Origin of the sequence: Vibrio tarriae (genome assembly GCF_002216685.1) — a bacterium.
Taxonomy (GTDB): Bacteria; Pseudomonadota; Gammaproteobacteria; order Enterobacterales; family Vibrionaceae; genus Vibrio; species Vibrio tarriae.
Genome location: NZ_CP022352.1, coordinates 522941 through 534894, shown reverse-complemented (window position 1 = coordinate 534894; position 11954 = coordinate 522941). Strand labels below are relative to the sequence as shown.

Sequence of the window (11954 nt, the reverse complement as noted above, 5' to 3'; positions counted from 1 at the left end):
GCTTTTACAAAACGCGCTGCAAAGTTTTTAGCAGGGTTTCTGGGTTAAAGGGTTTGACTAGCCATCCTGTCGCTCCGACTGCCTTACCCTCTTGTTTTTTTTCTGGGCTGGTTTCAGTGGTTAACATCAAAATGGGAGTGAATTTGTACTGGCTTTGCATGCGCACCGCTTTCACAAACTCAAAACCAGTCATGATGGGCATGTTGACATCCGATATTATGACGTCAAAACGAGTTTTCTGTGCTTTGGTTAAAGCTTCACGCCCATCGGCTGCCGTTTCAACTTCATAGCCCGCATCTTGCAAAGTATGAGACACCATTTGTCGAATCGAAATTGAATCATCCACTGCCAAAACTTTTGCCATAGTGTTTCCCTCATTCACTCTTTAGCTGCATCAGGTCGGCCATCCCCAGTAGGGCAAGTCCTTCTGCTAACACGTCGGATAACTGTTCAAAATGGATCTGCTGTCCATTGTGTTGTGCGGTGATAAATAAGGAAGCCAACAGTTGAATACCAGCCGCATCGACTCTAGCAACCGCGCTTCCATCAATCACTATCGGTTCGTCTTGGGTCATCCACGGCAAAAACTGCTGCTTGCACTCTTGTACGTGCGCAATGTCCAGAATTTCATTCAGTATCAACATGGAAATTCAAACCTTTCAGATGAATCGAATAATCAACTATTTTCCTACTTTCTGTTTTTGAGTTTAGGAGGGATTAGCCAATTATCAAATGCAACAAGAATATCTCTCACCAAAGTCGTAGTGTGATGAGCCTTCAACAATCAGCAAACATCAGCGAATATCAAGATTGTTTCTTTTTTCAACCAGACACATATGGACATGATTTTCATTCTCATGATTTAATTGACTGTTATGTTATAACATTTTAATTAAGGACATTTTGATGAAAAAAAGGTTGTTGTTCGGTTTAGTTTTGGCACTCGGTAGCGCAGCGTTTTGGCTGACTAAAACGGAACCTGCACCGAGTTCGCTAGAGATTTCAGGCCCCTTTGAGTTTAATAGCCAAGATTTGTCTAAAGACGGATTCCTGTTTTCGCGTCTGCAAGTGGTTGAATCCTTGGTCGGCATCAATGAGAACTCACAGCCATACCCTTTGTTGGCAAAAAGCTGGACAGTGAGTGACGATGGATTGGTGTGGCGTTTTCAAGTACGTCCCGAGGTGCAATTTCACGATGGCAGTCAATTAACAGCACAAGCGGTGGCAACGGCGCTTAATCATGCGCTGAGTAAACCTGGGGTGATAAAACAAGTGCCGATCAAAGCGATTACCTCTCAAAACAATGACGTGGTGATTGAACTTAATACTGTATATCGTCCGATGGCAGCTGTACTTGCTCACTACTCACTCGCGATTGCTGCACCGAGCTCTTATGATGCCAGCGGTAACGTGATTCGACTCTCTGGTACTGGCCCGTATCAAATCGCGCAGTTGCAAGCTCCTCATAAGGCGAGCGTCACCCGTTTTAGCCACTATTGGGGTAAGCCAGCCAATATCGAAACCATCAATTATCTTGCAGGCCATCGTTCAGAAAGCCGCGCTTTGTTAGCACAAACTGGGCAGGCCGATCTGGTCTACACGCTTGATCCTATTAGCATCCCCAGCTTGCAGCAGAGTAATGATTTGGATCTCTATATTGAATCCATGCCGCGTACGGTTCTGATCAAACTCAATAACGAACACCCTTTGCTTAATCACGCCGACGTACGTCAAGCAATCAGTTTGGCAATCAATCGTGAAGGTATTGCTCAATCGGTACTTAAGTTACCGGGATCAGAAGCGTATCAGCTCTTTTCTCCCGCACTCGGAGCTTGGTACTTAGCAGAAAAAACACAACCGCAACGTAATTTAGTCACCGCGCAAACCCTGCTAGCCAATCAAGGCTGGACACTCAATGACCAAGGTTTACTGGAGCGAGAGGGCCAAGCGTTCCGAGTTCAATTGCTGACTTATGCTGATCGCCCTGAACTACCTTTGATCGCCACCGCGCTACAAGCCCAGCTCAAAGAGATTGGCATTCAAGTGGATATTGCGATTGATAACTCAAGTGCCATCCCCGCCAAACATCATGATGGCACCCTAGAAATGGCATTGATTGCTCGCAACTTCGGCACCATTGCCGATCCGCTGCCACTGCTTTTGAGTGATTTTGCAACACATCAAGGCTCTGATTGGGGACCTACCAATTGGTCATCACCTCAATTTAGCCAGCTGCTGGCTGAGCTTTCGACCGAATCAGACAATGCGCGTTATCAGCAATTGGCCGCCCAAGCCTCTCAATTACTGGCCGATGAGATGCCGCTCATCCCTGTTACTTATTACCGTCAAATTGTGTCGGTCAATAAACGAGTCGCGGGGTTCTCATTCGATCCCTTTGAAATTAACTACCGCGTCGCACAGATGAGTTTCAATGACTAAGATTCTTGTTCACCGTTTTTACCAGGCCCTCTTTGTGGCCTGGTCCGTTGGCACACTGACCTTTATTTTGATGCGCTTTATCCCGGGCGATGTGGCTTATCGCATTGCAGCCGGTCGCTACGGCTATGATTATGTCAATGCCGAAGCCGCGCTTGCGGTACGTGCTGAGTTAGGTTTGGATCGCTCCGCTTTTGAGCTTTACTTGCAATGGCTGTGGGATTTACTGCATCTCAATTTAGGCAATTCTCTGGTCAGTAGTGAGCCCGTCATTGATGCGATTATGCATAATCTCGGACACAGCCTTTTACTTGCGGGCGCTGCGACACTAATCTCGCTGTTTATCGCGATCCCAGTTGGGGTCTATTGCGGTAAACGCACAGATCGGTGGGCAGATAACCTTGCCCTGCTCGCCTCAATCATGATTAAAGCGCAGCCAGTATTTTTGATTGGTTTAGGGCTTGTCATCCTGTTTGCCTTACAACTGAATTGGTTGCCTGTTGCTGGATTTGGTCATCCCAAGTTCATTATTCTGCCTGCGCTGGCTTTAGCACTGGGTATGGCAGCAATGTCGAGTCGCATGATCCGTAATGCCACCGCTCAAGTGTTGCAATCTCCCTATTACGCTTTCGCGCGTTTGAAAGGTTTGAATCACGAGCAAGCCTTTACGCGCCACGCACAGCGTAATATCGCCCTTCCTGTTATGGCGTTTGTCGGCATTCAGGCGGTGAGCTTAGTAGAAGGGATAGTGATGATTGAATCCCTGTTCTCTTGGCCCGGTGTGGGGCATGCCTTGTCACATGCGATTTTCCAACGCGATATTCCAATGATCCAAGGCTCTGCACTGGTGATGGGATTACTGTTTGTCGCGCTCAATACGCTGGTCGACTTAGCCCAATACGCATTAGACCCTCGACTGCGTTTAAGCCGACATGTTCAACCAGAGGCCTAACATGAAACTGCACTTATCGAAACCACAATGGCTTGGCGTTAGCCTGCTGATTTTGCTCGTGACGCTCGTGCTGATCGAACATCTGCTGTATGGCGGCGATCCGGCCAAACAAGATCTCAATCGCGCTTTAGCCGCCCCCAGTTGGGGTGAACCGCTGGGTACCGATCACTATGGGCGCAGTAACTTCGCACGTTTAAGCTCTGCAATTGCGACCTCGTTAACCATGGCCGTCGCTTGCGTAAGCAGTTCCGCGTTACTGGGGTTAGTCACTGGCGTGGTCGCAGCATGGAAACGCGGTTGGTGGGATAGAGGCTTTTCTTGGCTACTCAACATGTTGCTGGCCATGCCTGGTTTAATCTTGGTGTTACTGTTTGGCGCTATGGTGCCGGGCTCTTTTTTCATCCTCTATCTCGCCATTGCCTTAATGTTATGGGTGGAATTTTTCCGCGTAGTGCGCAGCAAAACCCTCTCATTACTTGAACAGCCACAAATTGAAGCCTCACGATTGTATGGCTTCAATGCTTGGTATCTATTTCGCCGACATCTTTGGCCTGAGCTAAGGGAAGATCTCTTCACGCTGGCCTGTTTTGGTGCGGGCAACGCGATTTTAGCGCTCGCCTCCATCGGCTTTCTTTATGTTGGACTTAAGCCACCCCAAGCGGAATTAGGCATGATGATGGTGGAGCTCTTTCGCTACTATCACCAAGCCCCTTGGGTACTCGCCCAACCCATCTTAGTGGTGTTTATTTTAGTGTTAAGTTTTCAACTGCTGGCCAAAGGAAAAATATCGTGACCGCGCTCCTCTCTGTACAACAACTCGCGATTTCTAGTGTGCAAGAAACCTTAGTCGAAAGCTTGTCCTTTGAACTGCATGCTCACCAAGCGCTGACGATATTAGGTGAAACGGGCTCGGGAAAAAGCTTATTGGCGAATGCGATTATTGGCAATTTGCCCGCCGGGCTGCGCAGCCAAGGTAAGATTGCGTTATTTGGCCAATATCAACATCAGCGAACTCAAGCAGAACGTGAAGCGCTATGGGGAAAACAACTTGCCGTCTTGCCCCAAGAGCCTTGGCATGCGCTCAACCCGATCATGCGCGCGGGCGAACAAGTGGCGGAGGTGCATCGCTTGGTGATGGGCAATCACGCCGCTAGCGCAGCATTAACCGACTCCGCTTTTCAGCAAGTGGCACTTCATCAGGATCAGAGCAAGTACCCACATCAGCTCTCTGGCGGCATGGCGCAGCGCGTCGCCTATTTGTGTGCCACCCAAACGCAGGCGCCTTTACTTATCGCCGATGAACCAACCAAAGGTTTAGATGCCAGCCGCCGCGATCAAATCATTGCCTTATTGCAAGCACAATTAACTCGTGGCGCGTTGTTAACCATCACTCACGATATCGAAGTTGCCGAAAAGCTGGGTGGAACCATCATTGTGATGCGCAAAGGTGTTATTCAAGAGCAAGGGCCAGCCCAACAAGTGTTGAGCCATCCTCAATCAGATTACACCAAGGCGCTGATTAGCGCCGACCCCAGATATTGGCCAACAACACCGCAGAGTAAAACAGGAGAGCCCCTGTTGACCGTGGACAATATCGCCATGCATCGCGGGGAGAAGTGCTTGTTTGATTCGCTCAGTTTTACCCTCAGCGCCGGGGAAGTTCTTGGCATCAGTGGTGACAGCGGCTGCGGAAAATCTACCCTTGCCGATCTATTACTCGGGTTACTCAAGCCCAGCCAAGGCCGTATTCATCGCCCACAAGCGATCCCGGTAGGTAAAGCACTAAAACTCTATCAAGATCCGCCTAGCGCCTTGGCGAAAAGCGTCACTTTACAGACACTATTGGAAGATGTGTGTCGTCAGCATACGGTCGAACGCAGCCAAATTCCTCGTTTACTGGAACGCCTCGCTTTGTCACCTAACTTACTGTCACGCAAAGCCAATCAAGTTTCAGGCGGAGAATTACAACGTTTTGCGATTCTGCGCGCTTTACTGACTCGCCCCAAGATCTTAGTGGCGGATGAACCTACCTCTCGGTTGGATCCCATCACGGCCACCAGCACTCTCAGACTGATTATCGAATTAACTCAAGAAATTGGCTGTGCATTGGTGTTAATTAGCCATGAAAAAACCATGCTTGAGAAAACTTGTCATCGCATCCTCACTTTGTAACCCACATGAGGCCAAATCATCTCAGCCCTTTTACAGGGTAAATGGACTGAGATGATAGACATAGATCGCAATTATTTTTGAAAGCAACACTACATATCAATTTATATGTTAGCAAATGCATATAATGAAGTTGATTCTGGTTTTCTTAAGGTTTTATTAAGAAACCGTTGCTAAGTTTCTAATTAGTTTAGGTGACTTTTCTTATATGGGTTCATGTATAAGAGCTCATGTTGAAAATATCCTACCTCATTCACTTGTGCGGAGAGCCTCTTCATTACTCTTCGTTGAGTTTTTAAGTGTTGTATCGCCAAGAAACTGTTGGGAGTCAGCATCCATCAATGGAATCGCAATTTTGAGGTATGCATACGAATCATGAAGCTAAAAGCCTTTTCATATAATCAGTTGGTATTTCTGCTGGCAGTCTATTTCGCATTGCCGATCAATCTACCGGTTTACGCCAAGTTAGAGCAAATCTTCGCTCAGGCTTCTCAAATTCATTGGGGGTTTGCTCTTTCTATTCCGCTTTTTTTCCTGTTTGCTCTGAATTTTATCTTCCAGATTTTCAGTTGGCCTTACTTGTTCAAGCCCTTTTTTGCTGTGTTACTTGTGCTGTCGGCCTTAATCAGCTTCGCTGGCTTTCAATACGGTGTGATTGTCGATCAAGATATGTTAGTGAATGTGTTGGAAACCGACCGCGGCGAAGCGGGATCTTATCTCACGATCTACTCTGTACTTTGGTTGCTCGGGTTGGGCCTCGTGCCTGCGCTAGCTCTGCTTTTTACCCCGATCCGCCCAGAAAAAAGTGCCCTGCGTTTTTTGATGAAAAAGGGGCTATCCATGCTGGTTTCCGTTGTCGTGATTGGGGTGATCGCTGGGCTTTATTATCAGAATTACTCGTCCGTTGGACGCAACAACAGCTCACTCAAAAAAATGATCATCCCGACCCATTTTCTCTACAGCAGTTTTGGGTTAGTCAAACAGCGTTATTTCACGGAGCCAATGGTGTATCAGGAGATCGGTCAGGATGCGCAGCAAAAGCCAAGCGCCGTTCGTCACGCAACCCAAAAGCCGACCTTAGTGTTTTTTGTGTTAGGTGAAACCGCACGAGTACAAAACTACCAATACTTCGGTTATCCGCGCGATACCAATACTTACACCGCCCCTTTCCAGCCGATCTTTTTTAAAGATGTGGCGAGTTGCGGTACAGCAACCGCCGTTTCAGTGCCTTGTATGTTCTCCAACATGAATCGCCAAAATTTTGATCGCTCCCGAGCGGACAACCAAGACAATGTGCTGGATATTCTGCAGCGTGCGGGCATCAGTCTGCTCTGGAAGGAAAATGACGGTGGCGATAAAAATGTCGCGAAGAATATCCCGCGAAAAGAGTTAGCTAGAGATAACCGAGAAGGGCTTTGCGATGGCGACACCTGTTACGACATTGCGATGTTAGAGAATTTAGATCAGGAGATCGCCACGCAGCAGGGCAACCGAATGATTTTCATGCATTTCATCGGTAGCCACGGCCCCACTTACTTTAAACGCTACCCAAAAGAAATGGCAGTTTACCAGCCTGACTGCCCAAGAGCAGATATTGAAAACTGTAGCGTCGAGCAGATCGTAAACACGTATGACAACACCATTCGCTACAGCGACTATGTGATGTCGCAGCTCCTCGCCAAGCTCGACTCACTGCAAGACCGATATAATACCGCGCTGATTTATATCTCCGATCATGGTGAATCATTAGGTGAAAATGGCCTGTTTTTGCATGGTATGCCCTATAGCCTAGCGCCTGAGTACCAGACTCGAGTCCCTCTCCTCATCTGGATGTCCTCTGGGTTTAGCCAAAGTAAAGGGATTGATGTTGCATGCCTGCGCAGTAACAGTGAATTACCTTATGCGCACCAGAATCTGTTTCACTCACTGCTCGGCGTGATGGATGTATCAACCAAAGCGTACCAAGCCAATTTGGATCTGTTTGCGAAGTGTAGAACCAGCCAATCTTAGCCATACCCAAACAACTTAGCCTTAGGTAGCGGGCAAATGAGTGCATCCCCAAGAGCATAGGCACGCTCTATGGCTTGGGGTAAACGAACGTAGCCAACACCGCGACAACGTTAAGCAGGAAGCGGATAAAGTCACATGATAAGTTAGGACGTTATTCGCAATTGCGAAAACGAACAACAAAGGTATTGCGCTCATCAGTACGTGGCAGCAAGAGTACTTGACCGCCATGAAGCGCTGCAATATCACGACAAATCGACATGCCAAGCCCTGCGCCATCGCCTTTTTGGCTGTTGGCACGATAGAAGTTATCAAACATTTTTTCACGAGTCAGATCGTCAATCGCAGACCCCGTATCCGACACACGCACTTCAATCTCACCATCGTGGTCACTTAGCTCTACCGCTATCTGGCTAGAGTGGCCGGAATAACGAATGGCATTATCCAGCAGATTTTTAAATAAAATGCCTAGGAGTAACTCATCTCCCCATAAACGCGAACTTTCGCCATCAAAACTCAGCTGCTGATCCTGCTTAAAAGCGATAGGCGCCAAATCCGCTATCACTTGTTTAATGAGGTTTGCCAGCTCAACCGGCTGTTTCGCTAAGGTATGTGTACTTTCTACTTTGGCCAGCATTAAGAGCTGATGAATCAATCTATCGGTGCGTTCTATACCTTTGAAAATACGTTCTAAATCTTGCTTTAACTGTTCCGGATTGGTGCTACGCAGGGCATTTTCAGCATTCAATCTTAAAACGGTCAGCGGGGTTTTTAACTCATGTGCCGCCATTCGAGTAAAACGTTTCTCACGCTGCCATGCTTGCTCTAGCTCATTGAGCAGTTGATTCAACGTCTCCACTAAAGGCAAAAGTTCCACCGTAGGCTTTTCGACATAAATTCGATCTAGCTTATGGATGCTGCGCAGAGCAATCGCTGCTTTCAGCGCTTGGATTGGCTGAAAGCTACGTTCAATCAGCACCACCAAAACCACAATCAAGCACAGAATTAAGATTAATTGCGGAAGTGCGGTGGATAAGGCGATCTCATTAATCGCTTCATCACGAATGCTCTGCTTTTCTGCAACCAAAACATACTGTTTACCCTTTTCTTGATCAGGGAGACTCAACTGGAAATAACGCCAGCTTTCACCATTGAGCGTGATATCACTAAAACCATTCGCATCACGGCCGAGACTCAGCGCAGGCAAGTGAGTATCAGAGCTAAAGAGAAGCTCGCCCTCTCGATAAAACTGGAATAATAAATACTGTTCATACGGGTGGCCAAAGAGTGTGGCGACATCATCATTGGCTTTGGAAAGGCGCTGAATATGCTGCATCCAAAGATCGAACTGCTCATGCTGATTACGATCTGCAAATTCATTGGCCGAAACAGAAGTGGCGATCAGTAATAATTTGGCGGACTGCCCAAGACGGGCATCGTACACTTCTCCCACTTCATGTTGGGCGTTGGAATAACTGAACCCAAACGAGACCAGCATCAAACCGGTACTCAGCAAAACAGAAGTCAGGGTAAGTCGGCGTTTAATGGAAAAAAGAGGTTTATTTTTCAATCATGTACCCCACACCTCGTACGTTTTTAACCAGATTATCCGGCAATTTTTTGCGCAGATTATGAATATGTACTTCGATTGCGTTATCACTGCTGCCTTCCTCCCAGCCGTGCAGCGCTTGCTGCAAAAGCTCTTTACTCATCACTCTTCCTGCTTGCGTCATTAAACTGGCGAGGATTTTGTACTCATTCCGCGTTAATTTCAGAGCTTGCTGAGCGTAGTAAATTTCTTGTTTAGAGAGCGAAAGGTCAAGATCCCCCACGGAGATGAGCTCCTCTGCACTCCCTGAGCTACGACGAATGATCAAGCGTAAACGTGCGAGCAGCTCTTCGAGGGCAAACGGCTTACCTATGTACTCATCTGCACCGCCATCCAACCCTTTGACCCGATCACGGATGTCATCCCGTGCCGTGAGTATCATGACAGGCAATGTGTAACCCGCTCGCCGAATTTGGCGCAGGACTTCCAAGCCATCCATATCTGGCAAGGTGAGGTCCAAAATCAGTGCCGTAAATTGCTCGGTTTTCAGGGCGGTCACTACGCCACCACCCCGCTCCAGCCAGTCAACCGTATAGCCTTGTCGGCTTAACGCTACTTGCATTGATTCACCGAGCAACGTGTCATCTTCAACTAATAATAAACGCATAAGGTTACTTGATGCTCTCCAATAAGTGCGCAATCTCTTCCTGACGTCCCGCATCCGCAATTTCTCGTTTCGGTCTTGCGGGTGCATGCTGAGCTTGCAGCAAATAGCGCTTTGCCTCTGCGCTACGGCCTTCTTGCAGCAAAAAATCTCCGTAGAAATAGTTGGCATCAATGCCATTGGGATTCACAGTCAAGGCTTGTTTGAGCAACTGCTCTGCTTTTTCTTTATCCCCAAAAGCGACAGGCCAACCAGGCACTTTATAGTATAGCGTGCCCAAACTGGTCAACGCGGAGCCTTCCAGAGTATTTGGCGCTTGCGCGATGACCTCTTCAAATAAACTTTTGGCCTCTTTCACCAGCGATAAAGCCCCCAATCCGCCCCTCACTCCCGCTAAAGAAGATTGATTGATGGCCAGCCACACTTTCAACTCAGGGTTATCGCCCGAAATCGTTAACTCCAGTCGATTACGCGCGATCGTGCGTTCAAAACAGCGCTCTTGCTCCTTAGCAGAAGCGGTACGGTATTGGCATTTTGCCCAATCCGTTTGCACTTGTTCTAAAGGCGTAATCGCGTAACTTGAGTGGGCATACCCGAGCAACAGTGCGCTAAGACTCATCCATTTAAGCATAATGTTCATAAACTCTTCTCCTTGAATTATCACGCTTTAGCGATTTAAAAATGACAATAAGACGGGTTGTTGCTTTCTAATTGCCCGAGAAACCAAGCTCGGCACTAATTGGTTAAGACGCACCAGAAGTTTCTCCGGCCAACCGATCCACATGACGTTTTGCTCCGTTTCGATCATTTTGGCCACCTGCGCAGCAACCAAGGAAGGCTCATCACTGCGATTCCCCAGTGCTCGATTGAGCTGCTGAACGGCCTCACTGTTGAGCGAAGTATTGGTGGCTCGTGGCGCTAAATAGAGCACTTTCATTCCCGTCCCCGCGAGCTCTCGGTTCATCGCTTCGCTAAAACGGTGCAATCCCGCTTTCGCAGCACAATAGCTGGCATAGCCCGGATACCCTATCGCCCCGAGACTGGAACCAATATTGATGACCATCTGCGGTTTATGACTCCATTGCAAAACGTGGTGCATGATTTGGATTGGCGTCATTAAATTCAGAGCTAACTCACGCTGCACCGACTCCATCGAACGACGCGCCAGCAAACAGAACTGATTGGTCCCTGCATTATTGATCACGACGGCGATGCGCTGCTGGGCGCGGTTTAATTCTTCCACCAAAGCCTGCAGTTGCTCCATTCCCGCTTCACTGGTTAAATCTGCGCTCACAACCCGATGCAGCTCAGGCTTGGGGAGTGATTGACGCAATGCTTCAAGTTTTTGTGCATCACGCGCTAACAAGATTAACCGCGCACCACGCGCCGCTAAAGTATGGGCGATAGGCTCGCCAATGCCACCTGAAGCGCCCGTTAACAACACATATTGTTGATGAATGTCCATAAACGCCTCCTAAGCTGCCTGTTGCTGGGTCTGGGGCAGCAATTCACGCAACATCTGCCCATACAGATAAAACACCTGATTCGCCGAGTGGATAATCGCTTGCTGATCCTCTTCCACGGTAATTTTGTCCATTAAGGATTCGAAGAAGCGAATGTGGTCTTGATCCAGTTCACTGTGTGAGGTGAGATAGCTCATGGCTTTAGCAGGTAAATTGAGCTGCTGTTTGACCAAGTACGCTATGTTGCCGCCCACGCCAACACTCGTCCCTTCGAGCACCCAGACCATACCAAACAACGCGAGCGGATTGGCGCGATCAATCTGGTGGTAGAGATAAGCGACCATCAATTCAATCGGTGTACTGACTTGACCCACCCCTTGGTTATTTCGCACTGCTTGAGCATCACCACCGCAAGCTCGAATATCATTGAGGATCCATTCTTGGTGACCTTTCTCCTCATCGATATAGTCGGCAATGGCAATACGCACCCACTCATAACGATCACTCAATCGTCCCCCACACGCCATTAACAGTGGTACGGTATGTTTGACGTGATGGTAGGCTTGGGTCAAAAAGCTTAGGTACATGTCAAGCGTGATCTCGCCGCGAGCACAAGCTGCAAATACTGGAGCTTGTAACATCTGTTGCTGAGCCGCTTGCGTCTCTTTTTGTAAACGTTGAAAAAATCCTGTCATGAGAGTTCTCCTCATCGTG

General features: G+C 48.1%; 12 protein-coding genes. 5 read left to right on the top strand and 7 right to left on the bottom strand.

Going from position 1 to position 11954, the window contains the following annotated elements; translation table 11 throughout:
- Positions 1-4: 4 nt before the first annotated feature.
- On the bottom strand, positions 5-364 hold the full coding sequence (locus CEQ48_RS02940) for a response regulator (protein WP_181710683.1): 360 nt from the start codon (positions 362-364) through the stop codon (positions 5-7).
- Between the two features lie 10 nt (positions 365-374).
- Positions 375-644 (bottom strand): STAS domain-containing protein, encoded by a 270-nt coding sequence (locus CEQ48_RS02935; protein ID WP_089070158.1) that lies wholly within the window; start codon positions 642-644, stop codon positions 375-377.
- A 262-nt stretch (positions 645-906) separates the two neighbouring features.
- On the opposite strand from CEQ48_RS02935, the gene CEQ48_RS02930 reads away from it, so the two are divergent.
- From CEQ48_RS02930 to CEQ48_RS02910, 5 genes are all read left to right on the top strand, one after another.
- A complete protein-coding gene (locus CEQ48_RS02930) occupies positions 907-2439 on the top strand; it encodes an ABC transporter substrate-binding protein (protein WP_198301124.1) in 1533 nt (510 codons plus the stop codon).
- The gene (locus CEQ48_RS02925; RefSeq protein ID WP_089070156.1) at positions 2432-3388 is read left to right on the top strand and encodes an ABC transporter permease; all 957 of its coding nucleotides are present in this window, start codon (positions 2432-2434) and stop codon (positions 3386-3388) included. Before CEQ48_RS02930 ends, CEQ48_RS02925 begins: the two co-directional genes overlap by 8 nt.
- 1 nt (position 3389) lies before the next feature.
- Positions 3390-4181 (top strand): ABC transporter permease, encoded by a 792-nt coding sequence (locus CEQ48_RS02920; RefSeq protein ID WP_198301123.1) that lies wholly within the window; start codon positions 3390-3392, stop codon positions 4179-4181.
- Positions 4178-5560 (top strand): ABC transporter ATP-binding protein, encoded by a 1383-nt coding sequence (locus CEQ48_RS02915; protein ID WP_198301122.1) that lies wholly within the window; start codon positions 4178-4180, stop codon positions 5558-5560. The genes CEQ48_RS02920 and CEQ48_RS02915 overlap by 4 nt, the downstream gene beginning before the upstream one ends.
- A 372-nt stretch (positions 5561-5932) precedes the next feature.
- Positions 5933-7567 (top strand): phosphoethanolamine transferase, encoded by a 1635-nt coding sequence (locus CEQ48_RS02910; RefSeq protein WP_089070153.1) that lies wholly within the window; start codon positions 5933-5935, stop codon positions 7565-7567.
- 151 nt (positions 7568-7718) lie between these two features.
- On the opposite strand, the gene CEQ48_RS02905 is transcribed toward CEQ48_RS02910, so the two are convergent.
- From CEQ48_RS02905 to CEQ48_RS02885, 5 genes are all read right to left on the bottom strand, one after another.
- Positions 7719-9062 (bottom strand): sensor histidine kinase, encoded by a 1344-nt coding sequence (locus CEQ48_RS02905; protein WP_089070560.1) that lies wholly within the window; start codon positions 9060-9062, stop codon positions 7719-7721.
- A gap of 61 nt (positions 9063-9123) precedes the next feature.
- Positions 9124-9780 carry a response regulator gene (locus CEQ48_RS02900; protein WP_089070152.1) on the bottom strand — a complete coding sequence of 219 codons (657 nt, stop codon included), beginning with the start codon at positions 9778-9780 and terminating at the stop codon, positions 9124-9126.
- Between the two features lie 4 nt (positions 9781-9784).
- On the bottom strand, positions 9785-10417 hold the full coding sequence (locus tag CEQ48_RS02895; RefSeq protein WP_001024366.1) for a tetratricopeptide repeat protein: 633 nt from the start codon (positions 10415-10417) through the stop codon (positions 9785-9787).
- Positions 10418-10444: 27 nt separating this feature from the next.
- On the bottom strand, positions 10445-11242 hold the full coding sequence (locus CEQ48_RS02890) for an SDR family oxidoreductase (RefSeq protein ID WP_089070151.1): 798 nt from the start codon (positions 11240-11242) through the stop codon (positions 10445-10447).
- Positions 11243-11251: 9 nt separating this feature from the next.
- A complete protein-coding gene (locus CEQ48_RS02885; protein ID WP_198301121.1) occupies positions 11252-11935 on the bottom strand; it encodes an iron-containing redox enzyme family protein in 684 nt (227 codons plus the stop codon).
- Between the last annotated feature and the right edge of the window lie 19 nt (positions 11936-11954).